The organism is Acidovorax sp. NPDC077693 (assembly GCF_044542805.1).
Lineage (GTDB): Bacteria > Pseudomonadota > Gammaproteobacteria > Burkholderiales > Burkholderiaceae_C > Acidovorax.
This window is the reverse complement of the sequence record NZ_JBITVD010000002.1, coordinates 1-22,302: the sequence shown is the minus strand read 5'-3', so window position 1 is coordinate 22,302 and position 22,302 is coordinate 1. Positions and strand designations below refer to the sequence as shown.

The window sequence follows — 22,302 nt, the reverse complement described above, 5'->3', positions numbered from 1 at the left end:
CCATGGCGCGCGCTCTCACCGCTGCAGCCGATACGCCAACGGAACCCGGCACGGCGCTCACCCGCAGCAGCCTGTACCGCGCCGTGTGGCGCTGGCATTTCTATGCCGGGCTGCTGGTGCTGCCCCTGCTGATTTGGCTGGCGGTGACGGGCGCGCTGTACGTGTACCACGACACCATCGACCAGCGCGTGCACGCGGACCTGCTCACGGTGCCGGTGCCCGCATCGCCAGGGGCCGAGCCCGCACCACACAGCGCGGTGCTGGCCGCCGCCCTGGGGGTGCAGCCGGGCACGTGGTTCAAGTACACGCCGGCCGCCGCGCCGGGCCGCTCTGCCGAGGTGGGCGTGCGCACGGCCGACGGCGCCAAGGTCGCCGTGTACCTGAACCCCGCCAACGCCCAGGTGCTGGGCACCCTGAGCGACCGGGGCACCATGGGCTGGACAATCCGCAAGCTGCACAGCCTCAAGTATTTTGGGCCTGTGCAGCGTGGCTTCATCGAGATGGCGGCGGGCTGGGCGATTCTGCTGGTGCTCACGGGTCTCTATCTGTGGTGGCCGCGCGGTCGGGGCGCGGTGGCGAAGGGCGGCGTGATCAGCGTGCGCGGTACCCCGCGCCAGCGGGTGTACTGGCGCGATCTGCATGCCGTCACCGGGCTGGTGGTGGGCGTGGGCCTGCTGTTCCTCGCCATCACCGGCATGCCGTGGTCGGTGCTGTGGGGCGCGAAGGTCAACCAATGGGCCAACGGTCACAACTTTGGCTACCCGGCCGGTGTGCGCGTGCAGTTGCCCATGTCGGGCCAACCCCTGGCGGATGCGGCGCACCTGCCGTGGACGCTGCAGCAGACGCAGCAGCCGGGTGGTGCAGGCCATGACGGTCATGCAGGCCACCAAGCTCACGCCCAGGCCAAGACGGAAGACAACCCACGCGCCCTGCATGGCGAGGGTGCGGCGGCGCAGCCCGCGCCCGCGTTGTCTGGCCCTGCACGCACTGCGCTGGACATCGATGCCGTGATGGCCCAGGTGCAGCGCTTGCAACTGGCCTCCGGCTACACCGTCAACCCGCCCCAGGGCGCGCTGGGCGTGTTCACTGCTTCCGTCTACCCGCACGACCTGGCCCGCCAGCGCGTGGTGCACCTGGACCAATTCACCGGCCAGCCACTGCTCGATATGACGTACGCCGACTACGGTCCGCTGGGGCGTTGGCTGGAGTGGGGTATCAACATTCACCTGGGACAGGAATGGGGCGTGCTCAACCAACTGCTGCTGTTGGCGGTGTGTATGGGGATTGTGCTGCTTTGCGTGTCGGGGGCGGTGATGTGGTTCAAGCGCCGGCCTGTGGGCAGTGTGGGTGTGCCACCGTTGCCTGCGCAGCGTCGCGCTTTGGTGGGGGTGGTTGCGTTGCTGGCGATTGGAGGTATCGCGTTTCCACTTGTCGGGCTATCGATGGCAGCGATAGGTGTCTTTGACGCATTAGTGGTTTTGTCGAAGCAGAGGTAAGCCGCCGCCGTCAATTTCGATACTGGACTGATCCAGGTGGTCAATTCCTGAAGGCCCGAGCACGAACCCGCAGAGAGTCCAGTACCGAGAATGGCGACGTGCCTCTCCCCAACTCAGGTGAACAGATTTCGCTCCGCCTGAATGGCCGCCACCAAGCGATCCATCTCTTCTGTAGTGTTGAACAGCGACGGGGTCACCCGCATCACAGGTCCGGAAGCCAGCCCTGACTTAGCAACCACAAGAATGCCGTGCTTTGAGATAAAGCGCGCCTGCACCTGGCGCGCCTGCTCCATGGTCCGCAGGCCTGCCAGGCGAAATGCACTGATTGCCCCATAGTTGTCGCGCTCCTGGGGTAGCATGAGTTCGACACCCGGCACATCCCGCACCCTGTCGACCCAATAATTGCGCAGGGCGCGCAAATGCGAGAACTTGCGATCCAGTCCAATGCGCTCTTGCACTGCTAGGGCTTGAGGGATACTGAGCCGGGCGGCCACATCCACCGTACCCGTGGGGATGCGCGAGCGAAGGTCCTCCGCTTTGTAGAGCTTGTTTCCGAGCCATTGTTGAATGTCCGCCTGCCGTTCCTTCTTGATGTAAATGGCACCCGTGCCAAGCGGCGCGGCCACCCATTTGTGCAATGAAAAGCCCACGAAATCCGCACCGTAGGTTTTCACATCAAAGGGCATGTGGCCGACAGCCTGGGCACTGTCCAGTATCACATCCACACCCCGCGCCTTGGCCATGGCCACAATCTCTGCCACTGGCGGCACGAGGCCATTGCGGTTGGAGACATGCGTCAGCAACAGCAACTTGGCGCGCGGTGTGTCGCGCAAAACGCGGTCATAGGCTTCGAGCACATTGGCGCGGGTGTGGGGCTCGGGCAGGTTGAAACGCACCACCCTGGCCCCCCGGCTTTGCTCCAGGTAGTCCATGGCGTACTGCATTTCATCGTAGTCGGTGTCGGCGTAGATCACCGCATCGCCTGACTTCAGCGGCCGGTAGTTGACGATCAGCGAATAGAGGGCCTCCGTACCCCCACCGCACAGCGTGACCTCATCCTGTGTCGCTCCGATGAGGTGGGCTACTGCGGCACGAGACTTGTTGAGTTCAGGATCGCGCGGCATGCCTTGTACGGCGCTGCGTAAGAACGTGGAGTTGTACTTGTTCACCCACATCAAACGCTCGAAGTAGTGTGCTTGAACCTCGCGGGTCATGGCTCCGTAGTAAGCCGCGTCAAGGTTGACCACGGTCCGGTCTACATCGTAGAGACCCGCAAGTTCTGTTTGCAGTGCGCTGGAGCCTGCGGCGGCAGATATCGAGGCCGTGTTTGCGCTGGCCGTTACCGCCGTGGCGGCGGATGCTGTGCCCATGGCCACAGCCAGCGAGCTGGCGGTGGCGTAGCGGAAAAAGTCGCGTCGTTCAGTCATGGCGTGCTCTCTAGGGTGTTGGGGGGAAGTCATTGCGCTGCGACGGCTTGCAAGGCTTGCTCAAGATCGGCGATGAGCCTGGCTGGGGGCTCCACCCCAATCGACAGGCGGACGATGCCCGCACCGAATGCGCAGTGCTTGCGCTTGCGTTGCTCTGCTGCGGGGTAGAACGCTGCCAGGCTGTGAACTCCGCCCCAACTGGCTCCAATCTGGAACACCTGCAGTGCCGAGAAGAATTGGTGAATGGCTGCATCGCTGTGGAAGCGAGGTATCAAGGACAGCACGCACCCACCACCGGTAAACGAGGCTGCCCAGCGTGCGTGGCTGCGGTCTCCAGGGCGCGGCGGGAAGAGGACTTCCGCCACCGACTCTTGGCTGGCGAGTGCTGAGGCCACTGCCAGCGCGCTGGCGCACTGGTGGGCGTAGCGCACTTCCAGCGTGTCCATGCCCCGCAGGGCGAGGAAGCAGTCTTCGGCACTCACGGCCTGCCCCAGGACGCTCTGTGTGGTCCTGAACGTCTCGTACAGCGACCGGTTGTTCGTTGAGATGGTGCCCAGGAGTAGATCGGAGTGGCCGCTCAGAAGCTTGGATGCCGCCTCCACCACGATGTCCACACCCGCTGACACACCGCGAAACCCCAGGGGTGAGGCCCAGCTGTTGTCGAGCACCGTGCACACGCCCGCAGCCTGAGCCACTTTCACGATGGCCGGAATGTCCTGCATCTCCATCGTGATGGAGCCGGGGGATTCGAGAAACACCAATTGGGTTTGGGGGCGCAGCAGCGCCGCAAGGTCTGCACCTGCTGACGGATCAAAGGTGTCGTGTTCTATGCCGAAGCGTTGCAGGTAGTCGCGGGCGAAGGTGCGCAGCGGGCCATAGGCGGAGTCTGCAATGAGAACATGGTCCCCAGCCTTGAGCAAAGACAGGGCGATCAAACACAGCGCAGCCTGCCCGGAAGGCACCGCTATGCAATGTTGGGCTCCTTCGAGTGCCGCCACGCGCTCTTCCAAAGCACGCGTGGTCGGGGTGCCTGTGACGCCATAGGTGTAGCCGTCAAACAGGCGGTCTTTGCGAGATGTGAAGTCTGCGACGGTATCGAACAGGACGGTGGAGGCCCGCCACACGGCGGGTGACAAACTGCGAAACTGATCGTTGGGCGGTTCGGGAGAGTTGGCTTGTGCGGTCATGCGGAGGCTCTTGCTGGTCGACTCATTCGGGCTTGATGCCCAGGCTATTGACCACCTTGGCCCACTTGATGGCTTCGGCGCGGATGAAGGCCTGGGTCTCGTCAGGCGAGCGACTGCCCAGTTGGATGGCCAGGCTGGAAATGCGGGACTGCACCTGCTTGTCCGCTAGTGCAGTGGCCGTCGCCTTGTGCAGCGTGGTAATGATGGACTTGGGCACCTTGGCTGGCGCCATCAATGCCCACCACTGTCCAAAGTCCAGGGTGTTCAGCCCCAATTCGCTGGCGCTGGGTACATTCGCAAGCTGTGGCACACGCCGGTTGCCCGTCACCATCAGGGGAACGATCTTTCCAGCGCTGAACAGGCTGCTGGCGCTCGCCAATGTGCAGAAGTGACCACTCAGAACGCCCGCTGCCACATCGGTCAATGCAGGCGCTGAGCCCTTGTATGGAACCATCTGCAATTCCAGCTTGGCCTCTTTGGCGTACAAACCCGCCGCCAGGTGGCTGATGCTGCCCGTGCCGCTGGTGGCGATGCTCAAGGGCTCTGCCGCCTTTTTGGCATCGGCCACAAACTTCTGATGCTGCCCCGCCTGGTACTTCTGCGCATCGACGAAGAGGACCAGGGGCGAAACTCCGAGAGTGGAGATCGCCGCAGCGTCATTCATGATGTCGTAGGGCATCTTCTGATAAATCGACGGTGCAATCGCGTGGGCCAGTTCGATGATGGCGACCGTGTACCCGTCAGCTGCTGACTTGACCATGGCGTCCACACCGAGGCGCCCTGCAGCGCCGGGACGGTTGTCGATCACCACGGGCTTGCCCAGCCCATCGGCCATGTTCTGGCCGACCGCGCGGGCCAGCACATCGGTGCTGCCTCCCGCAGACCACGGAACGATCAGCTTGATGGGTTTGTCGGGGTATGCCGCCTGTGCCCACAGCGACCTACCGGGTAACAACATCGCTGCGGTGGCTGCGCCACTCTTTTGTAGTAACGATCGACGGTCCATGGCTCTGGTCCTTTCAAGGTCTGTGGCTCGGTGAATGAGAGGACTTTAGAATCCAGGTTGATAACAATCAATGATGTGATTGATATGGTCTATGCCAAAAGCTGATAGGTTGTGAATGAACTTTCGTCAGATCGAAGCCTTTCGTGCGGTGATGGTGACGGGCTCTGCATCCCGAGCGGCCGACCTGCTGCAGATCAGCCAACCGGCCATCAGCCGCAGCATCCTGGAGCTGGAGAAAACCACTGGTTTTGCCCTGTTCGACCGGGTTCGCGGGCGGCTGGTGCCCACCGCTGAAGGCCAGCTCTTCTTTCGGGATGTGGAGACCACCTTCCAGGGTCTCGACCGACTGCGCATCAGCGCAGCGCGCATTCGAGACTTCGGGACGGGAGACATTCGCATTGCCAGCCTGGCAGCGATGGGATCGACGCTGGTGCCGCATGCGCTTCGCTTGTTCCGCGAAAAGCACCCTTCCATTGCAGTCACCCTGCAGGTGGCCAGTTCGGCTACCGTGCGCGAGCTGGTGGTGAGCAGCCGTTTTGATGTGGGCCTGGCAGCAGACGAAATCGATGTGGCGGGGCTGGAGCACCAGCTATTCGCAACGCCCAAAGCGGTCTGTGCCATGCCAGCAGGCCACAGGCTTTGCTCGCGCAAGGTGGTCAAGCCCGAAGACCTTCACGAGGAGGCCTTCATCGCGCTATCACCGGAGGACACGGTGCGCAGAAAGCTGGCGCAGATTCTGGAAACCAGCAGCGTCAGGCCGAAAGTCGTTGCAGAGACACCCAATTCATCCACCGTATGTGCGCTGGCGATGGAGGGGCTGGGCGTAGGACTGGTCAATCCTTACGCCTCAGACGGCTATGCAGCACGTGGCGTGGTGTTTCGCCCGTTCTCAGCAGCCGTGCACTTTCGCACATTGCTGATCTTCAGGCCGGATCTGCCCAAGTCCCGCATCGTCCGTGATTTGGCTGCATGTCTGCTGAGTGCGCGCAATGCCAGAGCAGACAGGGAAAGCTCCTGATTGATGTGAAGTGAAACGTGTCCCTGTGTATACATGCGAGACAAAGCATTTCACAAAAAAACAGCTAGCTGAGGTGAGCTTGCGGTCCTGTCCAGTGCTCTGCTTGTTATCAGACATGAAGTCTCCTGCTTTGTAAAACTACACTTGACGCAGACCCGCGTGTGCCCATCATTGCTTCTCGCAAGCCGGGCGGAAACGGGCCGGGTTCAGAACAAAAAATGCAATAAGGGGAGGTGCGCGATGGCATTGAGCGACTATTTCAAGGGGCCCGAGCACAGGGCGGCCGCAACGCGGCTGGAGGCCGAGCTGCAGTCGCACCGGCTGCAGTCATACAGAGACCAAGAGGTGCTGCAGGCCAAATACGATGAGCTTGTGGCCCAGAATAAGGCGCTCGGGCTGTTCGATTTACTAGCAGTTCAGGACCAAATCCGCACCGAGCAGGCCCTCCTCGCCAACACTCGCGCAGCAGTTCAGGATCAAATTCGCAGCGAACAGGCGCTCCTTATCAACACTCGCGCTCAGAACGCCAAAAAAGAGTCGGAGCTGGCCGCTGCACAAAAAGCCCTTCTCGACAACACTCGCGCTCAGATCGGCTCGCACGAGGCGGACCTGGCCGCTGCACAGCGGCAGCTTCAAGAACTCCAGGCGCAAATTCTCGGCGCTGAGGATGCTATCCAATTGGAGTCATTCGCCCTCTATGAGCCTAAGTTCCAGTTCACGAACAGTGCTGAGTACAAAAAGAGACTGGACGAAAACCGCGAAGACCAAAAGAGGACAGCTCGGGGCTTGAGCGCCGAGATCGATGCGTGGGACAACTACGCCGTTGAATTTACGAAGGCGCAGTGGAAGAAGATGCGCAAGGACGTGATGAAACTGGCGTTGAGGTCCTTCAACAGCGAGAGTGACTATTGCGTTGACAATGTCAAGTTCAGCAATTTGGACAAGATGGAGGAGCGTATTCGCCGGTCGTTCGCCACATGCAACACCTTGGTGAAGGCGGTCGGCGCTTTCTGGAAAGACATCGTCTTGGAGCGCAAACTGGAAGAGCTTTATCTTGCGCACGAGTACCAGATGAAGCGTCAAGAGGAAAAAGAGGCGATCCGCCAAGCACGCGAGGACCAGCGCGAGCAGGAAAAGCTAGAGAAAGAAATCCGGGAAGCCCGGGCCAAGATTGACAAAGAGCGTCGCCATTTCACGGGGGCCATCCAAAAACTCCAGTTGCGCCTCACGGCGTCGACTGACCCTCAAGAGCGTGCTGAGTTGAAGACGCGCATCGAAGAGATCACCGAACAGAGCGCCAAGCTCGATGACGATGAGCGGCTGCTGGATTACCGCGAGCAGAACGCACGCGCTGGCTACGTCTACGTCATTTCAAACATCGGAGCTTTTGGCGAGGGAATCTACAAGGTCGGCATGACGAGAAGGCTGGAGCCCATGGACCGGGTCGACGAGCTTGGTGACGCCTCAGTGCCCTTTCGGTTTGACGTGCATGCACTCGTCTTCTCGGACAATGCCCCGGCATTGGAGGCCAAGCTGCATACGCATTTCGCAGCCGGCAGACTGAACAAGGTCAATGGACGCAAAGAGTTTTTCCGTGCTGATCTCCAAGAGATTGAGGCAGTGATCCGGGCAAATTACGACGCGGTAGTGGAAGTGGTTCATGCAGCTCCAGCAGAGCAGTACCGGGAAAGCTTGCGGTTGGCTATGCCTGTGCCAGCAATCCAGAGCGCTGAGCAAGCAGCGATGGGTAAGTGACGCGACAGGCCTTTGGCCTCGCGGAAGCTGCAAATTTCTGCAACTATCGTTGAGCTCTGCCGGATCATGCGTGGCCGCGTTTCCCGCTTTCCGACTTCCTTATCCGAACAGTGCTGTGCAATTTCCATTCTGACGTGTGACGCGGTCGTTGCGGCTGCAAAGCCGAGCATTGCCAACGACAGCTCAGCAGCGATTACTGTCCGTGATCGGCTGCTTCTGTGTTCACGCGAACTAGTACAAAGCAGTCATTGTCCATAGAATCTCCCAGGCACAGCTAGGCCAGCTATGTGAAGTTCGGCCGCCGTGGGATCGCGCAGTTTTATCCGAATTGCTCAGATGACGGTGCTAAGTCCAATCGAGAAATCTCGCGCCACCGACCAACTTCGCGACCACAGCTAGCTCTTGGTCATTTCCCACGTTCACCCGAATCTGGCTACCCGATGGCGACAAGTAGAGCCCAGAGTCCCAGAGGATCCGCTCAGCATAAGTAGCCAGGAAATCCAGTTCGGCGAAACCGTCCGACTGTCACGGGCAACACAGTACGAGTCCATGTCACGGGTGCGTGTCGGATTCCAGCGTCGTTGGCATCGCTGCAGATGCAGCTAGAAAGGATTGAGCAGCAAATTTTGGAGGCAATCAACACCCAGTGCCTGCAAGATCCGATGACTGTCTTTACCCGTGTGCCGCGGGTGCCTTTTGCCACGAGCAAACTTCAGGATGATTACACCACCAGCTGCAATGTATGCTGGCCAGGAGTGATGGGAATGCGCAGCGCGCCGTCATCGATGTCTAGAGGGGAATTGTCCAAAGTTGCCGATAGACCTCTGCGTCCTGGTGTATCAGTGGCGGTCACCTTGATGCAGTAGTGGGCGTCGCCGAGAACGATGTTGGCTTCGAAACCCGGCCAATGCGTAGGAATGCACGGGTCGATAACCAGCACCACCCCCTCGCGCCGTATCCCCAGGATACTTTCTACCCCGGCCCGGTACATCCAGCCTGCGGCCCCGGTGTACCAGGTCCAGCCTCCGCACCCGGCGTGCGGTGCTACGGAGTAGACGTCGGCAGCCACCACGTACGGCTCCACGCGGTAGCGTGCCACCTCGTCGGGCGTGCGCGCATGGTGGATCGGGTTGACCAGCGCGAACAGCGCGTGCGCCCGGGTGCCGGCCTGCGGGTCGGTGCGCAGCTGGGCCCGGGCCATGATGGCCCACATGGCGGCATGGCTGTACTGCCCGCCGTTCTCGCGCAGGCCGGGCGGGTAGCCCTTGATATAGCCCGGGTCGTGCGGCGTAGTGTTGAACGGCGGTGTGAACAGCAGGGCCAGGCCCTCCTGCGGCAGCACCAGCTTCTCGCCCAGCGAGGCCATGGCGATCAGCGCCCGCGCCGGGTCAGCGGCGCCCGAGAGCACCGCCCACGATTGGGCGATGGAATCAATGCGGCACTCCTGTCCCTCGTGCGTGCCCAGCCAGGTGCCGTCGTCGAAGGTCGCACGCCGGTACCAGGCGCCGTCCCAGGCCTCGCGCTCCAGCGCGGCGCGCACCGATTCGGCATGCGCGCGCCAGCGCGCTGCGCGGCCTGGGTCGCGGACGTCGGCCAGCGGCGCCATCAATGCCACCGTGCGCACCAGCAGCCAGCCCAGCCACACGCTTTGACCCCGGCCCTCCTGGCCCACGCGGTTCATGCCGTCGTTCCAGTCGCCCGTGCCCATGAGCGGCAGGCCCAGGTCGCCGGTCAATACCATGGTCTGGTCCAGCGCCAGCGCGCAGTGCTCGAACAAGGTGGCCGATGCGTCGGCCAGCATGGGCTGAAAAAATGCGTCGTGCTCGCCCGGCTGCAGTGCAGGCCCTTCCAGGAAGGCAATGGATTCGTCCAGCACCGCCGCATCGCCCGACACCTGCACATAGCTGGCGGTGGCAAACGCCAGCCACACCCGGTCGTCCGAGATGCGCGTGCGCACGCCCTGGCCCGAGTGCGGCAGCCACCAGTGCTGCACGTCGCCTTCGGTGAACTGCCGGCCTGCGGCGCGTAGAAGATGCGCGCGCGTCTCCTCGGGACGTGCAAAGGCAAGCGCCATGCCGTCCTGCAACTGATCTCGAAAACCGTAGGCCCCGCTGGCTTGGTAGAAGGCCGACCGTGCCCAGATGCGGCAAGCCTGCGTCTGGTACAGCAGCCAGCCATTGAGCATGATGTCCATGGCACGGTCGGGCGTGCGCACCTGCACTGTACCCAGCAGGCTGCGCCAATGGTCTGCCACCTCTTGCAGCAGCGCATCCACGTCGAGCAGGCGGTAGCGGGCCACCAGGGCCAGGCTTTCGGCCGCCGATGCGCACTGCCCGATGAAGCCGGTCACCTCCCTGGTTTCCCCCGGCTGCAGCGTGAGCGTGCACTGCAGCGCCGCGCAGGGGTCGCGCCCCGCACCGCCGCCGCCGGACAGCACTGCCTGGCCGCGCAGCGCCGCTGGCGCCGCCAGACTGCCATGCCGCCCCAAAAATTCCGTGCGGTCGCTCGTCCACGCCGTCTGCTGGCCACCCAGGTCGGCAAAGGCCACACGACCGGCTAACGCCGTGCTCCAGGGGTTGCGTGCCAGCAGCACGCCGCTGTCCGCATCGCGCTCGGTCAGCACGAACGGGGCCGACGCTCCACGCAAGGTGCCCAGCACCCACTCCGCATACACCGTCACGGTGATCTGCCGCACCTGCGCCGTGCGGTTTTGCACAGTGAGGCGCGAGACCTTGACCGGGTCAGCGATGGGTACGAACTGCAGCAACTCCAGCGCGATACCGTGGGCCTCGTGCAGAAAGCGGCTGTAGCCGTGCCCATGGCGCGCCGTGTAGGTGCCCTGGCCGCGAATGGGCTGCGCCGTGGGGCTCCACAGCTGGCCACTGGCGTCGTCGCGCACGAAAAACGCCTCACCGGCCGGGTCGCTCACCGGGTCGTTGGACCAGGGCGTGAGCTGGTTCTCGCGGCTGTTGCCGGCCCAGGTGTAGCCGCTGCCATCGGCCGACACCTGGAAGCCGAAGGCCGGGTTGGCGATGACGTTGATCCACGGCGCGGGCGTGGTGGACCCGTCGCGCAGGATGGTCACGTACTCCGTGCCGTCCTTGTCGAAGCCGCCCAGGCCGTTGAAGAACTCGAGCTCGGCGGCGTCCGGCTCGATGGCTGAACCGTACTGTGGGTGCGGTGCCGGCACAGGCGCTGGCCTGGCCACCGGTTCGGGCATCTGCGCGGGCATCAGTGCCAATTGCTGGGCAATGGGGCCGCGCCGCGCCAACAGGGCCACCCGGGCGATGGACTGCAGCAGTGCGCGCGAGGTCGCATCCATGAGGTCGGCACGCAGCGTGTGTACCACACCCTGCGCCAGCGATTCGCCCAGGCGCGGCCTCGACTGGCTGCTGCGCACGGCGGTCTCGATGGCGATCTGCAAGTCCTGCACGTAGGACGATGCACGCTCGTTGATCACCACCAGGTCCACGCCCAGGCGCTTCATGCGCCAGTACTCATGCGCCTGCAGCAGTTGGTGCAGCTGGGCGATGTCCTCGATGTCGTCGATGCGCAGCAGCACGATGGGCAGGTCACCCGAGATGCCGTGCTGCCACAGGCCCGATTGCGGCCCCGCGCCGCGCGCAATGGCATCGGCCGGCGCCCGAAAGCGCGCGTCCGCATAGAGGATGGGCGCCGCCAGGCGCTGAAAGTCCGCCGCTGCCTCGGCACCGATGCCGATGTGGCGCAGTTGCACCTGGGCCTGGGTCCAGGCCAGGGTGCGGGCGCGCTCGAAGGCGCTGCGGTCGTGGTGCTGGTCCACCAGGTCGAGCAGTGCCTCGCGCGTGGGCGCCAGCAGGGTCCAGAATGCCACGCGGGCCGTCTGGCCGGGGGCGATGCGCACGCGCTGGCGCAGCGCGAACACCGGGTCCAGCACCGTGCCCACGGTGTTGGAGAGCGCGCCGCCGCCATGCACCGCCAGCGCATTGCGCGCCGTGCGGCCCCGGCCAAGGAACAGACCCCGGTCGGTCTCGTACTGCGCCGGGGCGATCACCGTGCCCTCCACCACCGCAAAATGAGCGGCCCACACCCCCGGCTCGCCCGGACTGCGCGCACGGCGCGTGGCCAGCAGCGCGCCGAACTCGGGCAGGTACTCGGTCTGCACGAACATCTTGGAGAACGCCGGGTGGGCGTTGTCGGCCGCAGGCGGGGCCAGCACCAGCTCGGCGTGCGAGGTCAGGTCGATCTCGCGCGCACGCGGCCCGGTGTTGACCAGGGTGACCTGGCGCACCTCGCCATCGGCCTCTGCAGATACGATCACCTCGGTGGTGGTGGTCATGCTGCCGTCGTGGCGCGTGAAGGCCGCGTGGTCCTCGGCAAACGCCACCTCGTAGCTGTCAGCCGCGCGGCCCGAGGGTTCTGCCGCCGCGGACCAGGTGCGGCCGCTGTGCGCATCGCGCAGGTAGACGTGCGAGCCCCAGTCTTCGCTGGTCGCATCCTCGCGCCAGCGGGTCACCGCAAGGTCGCGCCAGCGGCTGTAGCCGGTGCCGGCCGCGGTGAGCATGACGGCATAGCGCCCGTTGGACAGCAGGTGCGTGGCCGGTGCGCCCGCGCCCGGCGCGCCCATACGCCGCACCGCATGCAGGTCGTCGCGTACGTCGGCGGGGCCGGTCTGCGTCTCTTCGGCGCGCGGGTGGGCCACGGCCACCAGGCGCGGCATGCGCTCCTGCAGCAGCAGCTCGCAGGCCTGCACCATGGGCTCGCGGTGAAAGCGCTCGCGCATCTGCCCGCCGTGCAAGGTGTTGGCAATGGCCACGATGGTCATGCCCTGGTGGTGGGCCATGTAGGTGCGCACGATGGCCACGGCCTGACCCTCGGGCAGGCGGCTGCGCGTGAAATCGAGCGCCTCATAAAAGCCGTGCTGTCCCAGGGCACCGAGCTGTGCCAGGCGCGAGAAGTTGTGTCCCGCCGCGGTGGCATCCACCATGCTGGCCAGGCCCGTGGCATAGGGGGCGATCACCAGGTTCTCGGCCAGCCCGCGCTTGAGCCCCAGGCCCGGCACGCCGAAGTTGGAGTATTGGTAGGTGAACTCCAGGTCACGCGCGTTGTAGGCCGACTCGGAAATGCCCCAAGGTATGCCCTGCAGCCCGCCATAGGCTATCTGCCGCTGCACCACCAGGGTATTGGTGTGCTCCAGCAGGCTACCGGCAGGCGCGCGCATCACCAGGGATGGCATCAGGTACTCGAACATCGAGCCCGACCACGACACCAGGGCCGAGCCCTTGCCCACCGGTATCGCCGTGCGCCCCAGGCGAAACCAGTGGCGCGTCTCCACGTCGCCCTTGGCGATGGCGAACAGGCTGGCCAGCCGCGCTTCGGACGCCAGCAGGTCGTAGCAATTGGCGTCGAGCCGGTTCTCCACCGCCGCGTAGCCAATGGACAGGAGCTTGCGCTCGGGGTCGAGCAGAAAGGCGAAGTCCATGTCCAGCGCCAGGGCGCGCGCCGTGTCGGCCAGCCCCTGCCAGCGCATGTCGAGTGGGGGCGCATCCGCGCCCATCCCGGCAGCCTGCAGGTCGCGCCCCTGCTCGGCGACCCGCGCGTGCACAGCACCGGTCCAGAACAGTAATGCTTCGCCATCGCCGCTGCCTGCCGGCACCACGATGTCCTGAGCCTCCTTCAGCGCCTTGTCGGCCAGGCGCTGCAGGGCGGGTAAGCCCATCTCCACGTCGCCTGCAGCCACTGCGGCGTCGATCTCGGTCAGCATGGCCAGCAGCCGCCGGCCCTGCGCGCCCTGGGCTGCGGGCACGCTGGTCACCGCCTCACGCGCCAGCGCTACGGCATCGCCCAACCCCTGCACCCAGGTGCAGGGCAGCGGCGCGCGCACCCAGCCCTCGCAGGCATTGGCCAGCGCGATCAGGTGGCCGGCCAGGTTGCCGCTGTCCACCGACGACACATAGGCCGGTGCCAGCACCTGCGCCGTGCCCGTGTCATACCAATTATAGAAATGGCCCCGGTGGCGCGCCAGCGCGCCCATGCTGGCCAGCGTGGCTTCCAGCCGGTCCGCAGTCTGCACGGCACCGGCCCAACCGAAGTCGCGCGCGGCCACGGCCGACAGCAGGTACAGCCCCATGTTGGTGGGCGAGGTGCGGCGCGCCACCACTGGCTTCGGGTCTTCCTGGAAGTTGTCGGGCGGCAGGTGGTGCTCGGCCGCCGTGACGAAGGTCTCGAAGAAGCGCCAGGTGCGGCGCGCGATGCGTCGCAGGGCCAGCGCGTTGTCCAGGGCGGGTGCGCTCTGTGGCGCGGTCACGGAACGGCGGCTCGAACGCCAGGCCAGGGCCGGCGCCGCCAGCCACAGGGCCAGCAGTGGCAGCACCAGGGGCCGCGATGCGGGTGCCAGCACGGCGGTACCCGCCGCCAGCACGGTGGCCAGCAGCAGGCCGCCGGCCATCAGTCCGTAAAAACCTGCGGGTCCCGGGCGCGGTTTGGTGGCCGACTGTGCGGCGGTCTTCCACTCCAGCATCTGCCGGTGCGTGGCGTACAGCCGCACCAGCGCGCGAACGATGGCATCCACCGCGCGCCAAGCGTGGTCGGGCAGCAGCGCGATGGCGGCCACGGTCTGCAGCACCGCCACGCGGAAGTCGGACGCCAACAGGCGCAGGTGGCTGGCCACGCGGATGCCGGGGCGGCTGGCCCACAGCTCGGCCATCCCTGGCTGAAACGCCGGTACGCCAAGCGCAGCCAGCACCAGGAGCACGCCCCACGGCGCCTGCGGCCACGGCAGCCAGCAGCACAGCAACAGAGTTAGCATCCCGGCCGGGGCGAGCAGTGAGCGGCGCAGGTTGTCCAGCATCTTCCAGCGGCCCAGGGCCGGCAACGGGAAGCCGTGGTGGCGCCGGCCCAGCACCCAGGGCAGCAGCTGCCAGTCGCCACGCGTCCAGCGGTGCTGGCGCTGCACGGCCACGTCGTAGCGCGCCGGGAAGTCCTCCACCACCTCCACGTCCGACGCCAGGCCGGCGCGCGCCAGCACGCCTTCGAACAAATCGTGGCTGAGAAGCGTGTTCTCGGGCACGCGCCCGGCCAGCGCGGCCTCGAAGGCGTCCACGTCGTAGATGCCCTTGCCGGTGTACGAGCCCTCGCCGAACAGGTCCTGGTACACGTCAGACACCGCGGCCGCATACGGGTCCATGCCGCCGGGGCCGGAGGTGAGCCGCTGATAAAGCGAGCCTTCCAGCCCCATGGGCAGCGCCGGCGTCACGCGCGGCTGGAGGATCGCATGCCCGCCCACCACGCGCTGCTCGGCCGGGCTGAAGGTGGGCTGGTTCAGCGGGTGGGCCATCTTGCCGATCAGGCGCAGCGCCGCATCGCGCGGCAGCCGGGTGTCGGCGTCCAGCGTGATGACGTAGCGCACGCCGGGCAGGATGTCGGGCTGTTCGCGCCCGTCCAACGCCATGAAGCTGGTGTCCGTGGCGCCGCGCAGCAGGCGGTTGAGCTCATGCAGCTTGCCGCGCTTGCGCTCCCAGCCCATGAAGCAGTTCTCGCCGGCATTGAAGCGGCGATGCCGGTGCAACAGGTAAAAGCGCTGGCCGCCCGGTGCCGGGCCGTATCGCAGGTTCAGCGCGGCAATCGCCTCCCGCGCCACGGCGATCAGGTGGGCATCGCCAGCCACCACCTCGGTGGCTGCGTCCATCCCGTCGGACAGCAGCGCGAACGACAGGTCGCCCCCCGCGCCCGCCAGGTGGTGCACCTCCAGGTTCTCGATATGGGCGCGCAGGTCCGCCTCGCTGGTCAGCAGCGTGGGCACCACCACCAGGGTGCGCAGGCCGGTGGGCACGCCGTCGTCAAGCGCCAGGCCCGGCAGCCCTACCGCACCGAAGCGCAGGGTGACGCGCCGGTTGACGAGCACGCTGGCCACCTCGGTGGCGGGCAGAAAGCCGGCCAGCGCCAGCGCCACCAGCCAGCCCGGGTGCGTGCCGTGCATGCCGGCCCACCCCAGCGCCGCACCCAGCAGCAGCACGGCCAGGGCCATGATGGCGGCAATGTAGCCACCCACGCCCAGGCCGACTTGCCACCGGTTGAAGCGAAAGCCCCATGGCGGCTTGAAGCCGATGGCCTGCTCCAGCGCGGGCCGTCCTTCGGCCACCAGGTGGTAGCCGGGGTCGCTGGCACGCGCGAGGCCGGCTCCTGTGCCCTGGGCGGCCGCGGCCGCCTGCGCGCTGGCCAGCGCCTGCTCGGCAATCGCCAGCTCGGTCCATTCAGAGCCGCGTGCCAGTTGCTCGATGGCACTGCGGTAGAGGTTGCGCGTGGCAAAGTCCATCGCCGCAAAGCCGCTGCCCTCGCGCATACGCTCGTCTACCAAGCTCATGCCCTCGACGAGGTCGGCCCAGTCGATGTCAGACATCAGCCGCATGCTGGTGATCACGTTGCGCACGCTGACGTTTGACGCGCCTTGGCGCTGCTGCGAATGCTCGATCACCAAGCCCATGCTGGTGCCCTGCAACTCGAGCCGCTCTTCCAGCCACTGCAGCGCCGGAGTGGTGCGCGGGTCCTGGTCGCGCAGACGCTTGGCCAACTGCGCGGCAAAGAGCTCCGACAGCGGTCCGTCAGCGCGCGTCCCGATGTCTCCCACCAGGGCGGAGTAAGCGCTGCCCGACGCGAGCAAGCGGTCGGCCAACGCCTGCGCGTCGGCGCGGTCCGCCCGGCCAGCCGTGATCTGGTCCGCAAGCCGGCGCAGGTTCTCCACTAGCACGATGCGCAAGGTGATGGCAACCGCCCAAAGCTCGCTGATCAGCAGCGGCTGTACCTGCTGGTATGCCGCAATGAAGCGGCGCAGCGCCAACGGATCGAAGTGACTGTCGGTATGCGCGACAAAGGCCCAGGCAACGCCGAAAACGCGCGGATAGCCTGCAAACGGCCCATGCGCGAGCTTGGGTAGCTGCCGGTAATAGCCCGGCGGCAGGTCGACCCGGATCTCACGGATCTGCTCTTCCACCACGTGGTAGTTGTCCAGCAGCCAGTCGGCTGCAGGCACCACGCTGGAACCAGATGCCAACTCGGCGGCACTAGCGCGGTATGCGGCTAGCAACTGGCTCGCATTGGAACGCAGGCGTCGTTGCAGAGAGGGAACAGCCAGGGGCCTGGAGCTTGTCTGCTGCGCCACGGCCAGGGTGCGGGCATGCTGTTCGAGCCGCTCTAACCCGAATAGTTCTTCACGCACCGGCGCGGCATCATTCCACGGCGGCATGGCTGTGCCCTGCCAAGCATGAGCAAGATAAGACAACACAGAAACCTTTCAGGGCCCCGTGACATCACGATGCCTGCGAGTTGCCCACGGCAAGAGGTGTGGACACGCTTGGCTGTCCGCCTCTAAAAATGCTATGGCGTCGGGCGTAGGCATGGCCTGCGCGGCAACGTGCGGATGGAAATGTCGTGGGCTCTTTGCAGAGCCATTGCCTGAAGGTAGGCGCTCAGCGAGGGATAGGAACAATCCATTTTTGCAGTTAGCGCAAACGCAGTATGCGCCCCTGTCTTCGCACACCTAGCGAAATGACCTCGTTTTGCGGCCTCCCCTGTGTCCTAGGTCTAACCGATCTCAAGCCACTCAGATGAAAATCAATTGGCATTGCAGCGCCCGCAGCGAGCATTCCAACACTTTCTGAACGGAGGATGCTTTCCATAGCATCGGTCATGGCGACGTTCGGCGTCGCGTACCGCGCGGTAAACGCTAAGCAACCTAGCGAGCGCGAGCATGACCCACGTTTGATCCTGACCATCTACTTTGCCGGCCCCATGGTAGTGCTCGTCCGGCAATAGGCGCTCATGTTCAATATCAGCGATTTCATGAGGCTTCGGGGCTCGTCACAGGCCGCAACCAAAGAAGTGAGTAGGTCCTCCGAATTCGGCTCGTCCAACGCCAGAAGATAGATTGGTCGTTGCTCGTCTGACGTCTGGAAGCGATTGATGTCGCGGCCATCGGAAGGCTAAGGACACACGGTTGGCACTGCACCATAAGCTGGTGGCAGAGCTGAGCGTAAATCCCTTCACTTCAGGGGACGCAGAGGCTGCAGTTTCCGTAGTGACAACTCGAGAGCCTCTCTGACAGCGCTTCCCGTGCCGCTTCGGCATTACATTTTGGTGGCAGCTTCCCGGGGACGTGATGCAACCGTGCACGGCGGTGCACTCAATTCTCTCGCTGCTCCATATTCACTGGATGTTCAATACATCAGCTCTAGTCTTCGCCACGCCTTCATCTGGCCTTCATGATGGAGGCTGCAGATTGGCTTCTTTGATCTTCTTGGCTCTGTACATGGCGGCATCTGCGCAGACCATCAGGTCATCGAACCGCAGTCCGTCGTCCGGGTAGATGCACACACCAATGCTGACAGAAATCACCAGCCGTTCGCTTCCCAGCGTCATCGGAGTGGCAATGGCCGCCGCCACCTTGTCCGAGACCACGACGGCGTCGGAGAATTCAGCGATGTCCGTCAGTAGGATGACGAACTCATCGCCACCGTATCGGCTTACAGTGTCCACATCCCGAATGGAAGCCGCCATACAGCGGGCCGTCTGCTGCAGTACGGTATCTCCCGCCGCATGTCCTAACGTGTCGTTGATCGCCTTGAATTTATCGAGGTCGATGAACAGCAATCCCAAGCGGGTGTGGTGCCGCTTGGCGTGAGCCATGGCCCGGTTGAAGCGGTCATGTAGCAGTGTTCGATTGGGCAACTGGGTAAGCCCGTCGATCTCGGCAGAGCGCGACAGCGCCGTTAGCTCCTGCGTGATCTGCTCGGTATCGGCTTGGCTTTTCAAGGCTGTGATGACCAAGTGTGCATTGGCCTCCACCAGGTGCTGGCTGGTGCCGGCATCGACCAGTGCCTTTGCGTCCTGCAGCTGCACGTGCAGGCGCTCCAGAAGGCAACGTGCATCGTCGATCTGCAGAAGCACTCTTTTTAGTTCCAGCGACGCCGTGTTCAGGTCGGCGGCGACTTGGGTAAGTGCATGGACCTGTTCTATGTGCACAGCATCAAGCGGCTGCATCTGTTTGCATCTCACGTAACTGCAGCGTTGAGAATGGGGCTGATTCGCGAGTAGGCCGCCCACCCAGCAGGCCGACATGGTTCGCTAACCGTTCGCCGATGTTCAGGCCATCATCTCCGATGTGGAACAGTCGCAGTTCGTTGGAATGGGCACTGCCGCGGATTTTGACAACTGCGATCATGCGCTGCAGGCGGCTGTCGATCTCAATGTAGCGCTGCACGACGATGACATCGGTGAGGAAGGCCGTTCCATAAGGGCTGAAGCGCAAGTCAGTGTATCGATCTTCGAGCTCGGAAGTCATCAATACCGTGACCCCCGTGCTTGCCAGAGCAGTGACCATGCGCGACAGCGATTCGCGAAAATCGTCCCTGAAGGTTGGTGCCAATGCCAGCTCAAACCCTGAGAGCGAATCGATCACGACGCGGGTGGCTTGCAGCCGCTTAATCTCGGCAACGATAAGGTGCACGATTTCGTCGATCGACAGGTCTGGCGCGCGGCTGTCCACAATGCCGACCACGCCTTGGGCAATCAGCGCAGCCACCATAGGGTTGCGTGAGCCGCTGGGCTGTTGCTCGAAGGCGGCGATCACACCGGTCTCTCCTTGCCGTGCGCCCTCGGCCAGAAATGCGCCTGCCAGAATGCTCTTGCCGGAGCCTGACGGACCAGCAACCAGCACCGAATAGCCACGGGGCAAGCCTCCGCCCAACATGGCGTCAAGTTCTCGCACCCCGATGGACAGGCGGCCTTCGTGGCCTATTACTGCCGTGAGCGCGTCGCGCGCTTGCACCTCTTGTCCCACCGGCGCAAAGACCCGAATGCCCCCTTTGTCTATTCGAAATGTATGCAGGCCTGGCAGCGTCGGTTGTCCGCGCATCTTCAACACCTCAATCTTTCGCACCATTGAATTGCGTTGCACGCTTTGGCGCAGCCAGATCAGTCCGTCGGCCACGGAGCAAACTGGGTTGGAATCCGGTTCGTTGAAGTACTCCCCGACTAGGAATGTCGTGGCCTGACAGCTCGTCATCAGCACGCCCAGTTGGTACACGAACCTTTGCAGCTGTTCCTGTGACTCGCCCAGTACCTGTTTGGCCAGTACCACGGAGCGGAAGGAGTCGACAAAGACTAGCCCCGGATTTTGCTTTCTTACCTCCTCCGTGATGCGGCACAGCACGGAGTTGAAGTCTCCCTCCACCGAAGCATCAGAAAGGCTAATGAAGCGGATTGCCTGGTTGACCTTTTCGCTGTCGAAGAAGCCAAACTGCTGCTGGTAGCGCAACATTTTCAGTGGCGGCTCACCCAGCACCGTGAAATATAGCGCGGGGTGCTCGGGCGTTGCCAGAGCAAACATGATTTGATGCGCTAATGTGGTCTTGCCGGAGCCGGGCGGTCCAGCGATCAGGTTGAAGGAAAACTCTGAAAGGCCGCCTCCCAACACCTGATCCAGGCCTGGGACTCCCGTTGCAAGCTGCCTGATAGTCACATTGCTTGTCATGTCTTGGTGTCCTGTGCGTGCGAGCTGCTGACGAGGGGGAACGACAGGGAGCCAAGCAGCCGCTGAGTGAGGTTGGTCCCAATAAGGCTGTCCAGCAGCTCGTGCAAGGTTTGCAGCGATGCCTCGCTAGCGGCGGTAGCAGCATCTGCACTTTGCTGCTCCAGCAGTCGCCGAAGCGGCTCAAAACTCGTATGCTCATCGCTCTCGTGTGCGTACAGCAGGCAAGGATGGCGACAGCCGGCCACATCTAGTGTCCTGCGGTACAGGGCGGCCACGCCCCGCCGCCCAAGGATCGGCGTCAGAACGTCGACGATTTTTTCCCAGCGGTCCACGGCAGCCATAGCCACAAATTGCGCGCCTACTGCAGCGTTTTTTTCTGAGTCTATGTGCTGCATGTGGCAATTTGTTCAATGACGTCCTGGCTCGTAAGCCTGCAGTCTGGAGATGCACAGCAGCTACGGTTTCATTTTCAAGGGAGCGGTTCGCTACACCGCACGATACGGCGTGAATCGCCCCGGTTTTTGAGGAGGCTCAACACTCTGAGAGGATTGAGCCATGAAGAAGACAAACAAGTTCTCGCCTGAGGTGCGTGAGCGTGCAGTGAGGATGGTGCAGGAGCAGCGCGGGGAATACCCATCGCTGTGGGCCGCCATCGAATCCATCGCCCCAAAGATTGGCTGTGTACCCCAGACCCTGAACGAGTGGGTCAAACGTGCCGAAGTTGATGCAGGCACGCGAGAAGGTGTCACCACGGCCGAAGCCCAACGGGTCAAGGAACTGGAGCGCGAGGTCAAAGAGCTGCGCCGGGCCAACGAGATACTGAAACTGGCCAGCGCGTTTTTCGCCCAGGCGGAGCTCGACCGCCGTCTGAAGTCCTGAAAGGCTTCATTGATCAGCATCGACAAGCCTACGGGGTCGAGCCGCTCTGCAAGGTTCTGCAGGTCGCTCCGTCGGCGTATTGGCGCCATGCAGCATTGCAGCGCCAGCCTCACAAGCGCTGCACCAGAGCCAAGCGCGACGAGGTGCTGATGCCGCAGATTCAACGCGTCTGGCAGGCCAACATGCAGGTCTATGGCGCCGACAAGGTATGGCGGCAACTAAGGCGTGAAGGCACGACAGTGGCCCGCTGCACTGTTGAGAGGCTGATGCGGCAGTTGGGCTTGCGCGGGGTGATGCGCGGCAAGGCCGTACGAACCACCGTCAGTGATGGCAAAGCACAGTGCCCGCTGGACAGGGTCAACCGCCAGTTCAAAGCCGATAGGCCCAATCAACTTTGGGTGAGCGACTTCACTTACGTTTCGACTTGGCAGGGTTGGTTGTATGTGGCCTTCGTCATCGACGTGTTTGCCAGGCGCATCGTTGGGTGGCGTGTGAGCAGTTCGATGCGCACAGACTTTGTTCTCGACGCCCTGGAGCAAGCCCTCTATGCCCGTCAGCCTGAGCGCGATGGCAGTTTGGTTTGTCACTCCGATAGAGGCTCGCAATACGTCAGCATTCGCTACACCGAGCGACTGGCGGAAGCTGGCATCGAGCCTTCGGTGGGCAGCAAGGGCGACAGCTACGACAACGCCCTGGCCGAGACCATCAACGGCCTGTACAAGGCCGAACTGATTCACCGCCGGGCTCCATGGAAAACCAAGGAAGCAGTCGAGTTCGCCACGCTCGAATGGATATCGTGGTTCAACCACCATCGCCTGCTCGAACCCATCGGGTACATCCCGCCTGCTGAGGCTGAGGCAAACTATTACCGTCAACTCGCCAGTCACGGCACCGAGGTGGTTGTCTGACTTAAACCAAACAGCCTCCGCGGAAACTGAATCGCCCCGGCTGAACTAGACACCTTCGAGCCTCAAACCTGAGGCCCAATAGGAGGTGCCATGACAAAGCAGCCATATCCCGAAGAGTTCA

The 22,302-nt window shown here is 63.7% G+C and carries 11 protein-coding genes and 1 other annotated feature; of the genes, 4 read left to right on the top strand and 7 right to left on the bottom strand.

Annotation, left to right across the window (positions count from 1 at the left end; translation table 11 throughout):
- The first annotated feature begins 2 nt into the window (after window positions 1–2).
- Window positions 3–1,496 carry a PepSY-associated TM helix domain-containing protein gene (locus tag ACIGHN_RS02210; protein ID WP_396503095.1) on the top strand — a complete coding sequence of 498 codons (1,494 nt, stop codon included), beginning with the start codon at window positions 3–5 and terminating at the stop codon, window positions 1,494–1,496.
- A gap of 113 nt (window positions 1,497–1,609) precedes the next feature.
- On the opposite strand, the gene ACIGHN_RS02205 is transcribed toward ACIGHN_RS02210, so the two are convergent.
- Genes ACIGHN_RS02205 through ACIGHN_RS02195 form a run of 3 tightly spaced genes read right to left on the bottom strand, consistent with a single transcriptional unit; the run spans window position 1,610 to window position 5,068 of the window.
- Window positions 1,610–2,923 (bottom strand): aminotransferase class V-fold PLP-dependent enzyme, encoded by a 1,314-nt coding sequence (locus tag ACIGHN_RS02205; RefSeq protein WP_396503094.1) that lies wholly within the window; start codon window positions 2,921–2,923, stop codon window positions 1,610–1,612.
- A gap of 29 nt (window positions 2,924–2,952) precedes the next feature.
- Complete coding sequence (locus tag ACIGHN_RS02200) at window positions 2,953–4,110, bottom strand: trans-sulfuration enzyme family protein (RefSeq protein WP_396503093.1); 1,158 nt, start codon at window positions 4,108–4,110, stop codon at window positions 2,953–2,955.
- A 22-nt stretch (window positions 4,111–4,132) separates the two neighbouring features.
- Window positions 4,133–5,068, bottom strand: a complete 936-nt coding sequence (locus ACIGHN_RS02195) for a tripartite tricarboxylate transporter substrate-binding protein (RefSeq protein WP_396503364.1) — start codon at window positions 5,066–5,068, stop codon at window positions 4,133–4,135.
- Between the two features lie 163 nt (window positions 5,069–5,231).
- On the opposite strand from ACIGHN_RS02195, the gene ACIGHN_RS02190 reads away from it, so the two are divergent.
- Window positions 5,232–6,134: a LysR substrate-binding domain-containing protein gene (locus tag ACIGHN_RS02190; RefSeq protein WP_396503092.1), complete on the top strand. Its 903-nt coding sequence runs from the start codon at window positions 5,232–5,234 to the stop codon at window positions 6,132–6,134.
- 240 nt (window positions 6,135–6,374) lie between these two features.
- Window positions 6,375–7,889 carry a DUF4041 domain-containing protein gene (locus ACIGHN_RS02185; RefSeq protein WP_396503091.1) on the top strand — a complete coding sequence of 505 codons (1,515 nt, stop codon included), beginning with the start codon at window positions 6,375–6,377 and terminating at the stop codon, window positions 7,887–7,889.
- Between the two features lie 721 nt (window positions 7,890–8,610).
- Here the strand turns inward: ACIGHN_RS02185 and ACIGHN_RS02180 are convergent.
- The 4 genes from ACIGHN_RS02180 to ACIGHN_RS02165 all read right to left on the bottom strand — a co-directional run bounded on the left by ACIGHN_RS02180 (window position 8,611) and on the right by ACIGHN_RS02165 (window position 20,789).
- Complete coding sequence (locus ACIGHN_RS02180; protein ID WP_396503090.1) at window positions 8,611–17,109, bottom strand: GH36-type glycosyl hydrolase domain-containing protein; 8,499 nt, start codon at window positions 17,107–17,109, stop codon at window positions 8,611–8,613.
- A gap of 1,013 nt (window positions 17,110–18,122) precedes the next feature.
- On the bottom strand, window positions 18,123–18,902 hold the full coding sequence (locus ACIGHN_RS02175; RefSeq protein ID WP_396503089.1) for a diguanylate cyclase domain-containing protein: 780 nt from the start codon (window positions 18,900–18,902) through the stop codon (window positions 18,123–18,125).
- Entirely contained in the window at window positions 18,889–20,394 is a 1,506-nt protein-coding gene (locus tag ACIGHN_RS02170; RefSeq protein WP_396503088.1) for an RAD55 family ATPase, read from the bottom strand. Before ACIGHN_RS02170 ends, ACIGHN_RS02175 begins: the two co-directional genes overlap by 14 nt.
- Window positions 20,391–20,789, bottom strand: coding sequence for a hypothetical protein (locus ACIGHN_RS02165; RefSeq protein WP_396503087.1), 399 nt, complete (start codon window positions 20,787–20,789; stop codon window positions 20,391–20,393). Before ACIGHN_RS02165 ends, ACIGHN_RS02170 begins: the two co-directional genes overlap by 4 nt.
- A 160-nt stretch (window positions 20,790–20,949) precedes the next feature.
- Here ACIGHN_RS02165 and ACIGHN_RS02160 point away from each other — a divergent pair.
- A protein-coding gene (locus tag ACIGHN_RS02160; protein WP_396503086.1) for an IS3 family transposase occupies window positions 20,950–22,181 on the top strand; the annotation gives its coding sequence in 2 pieces (ribosomal slippage) (window positions 20,950–21,238 and window positions 21,238–22,181; 1,233 coding nt in all).
- Window positions 21,228–21,344, top strand: a sequence feature (AL1L pseudoknot). (Overlaps the previous gene by 117 nt.)
- Window positions 22,182–22,302: the final 121 nt, after the last annotated feature.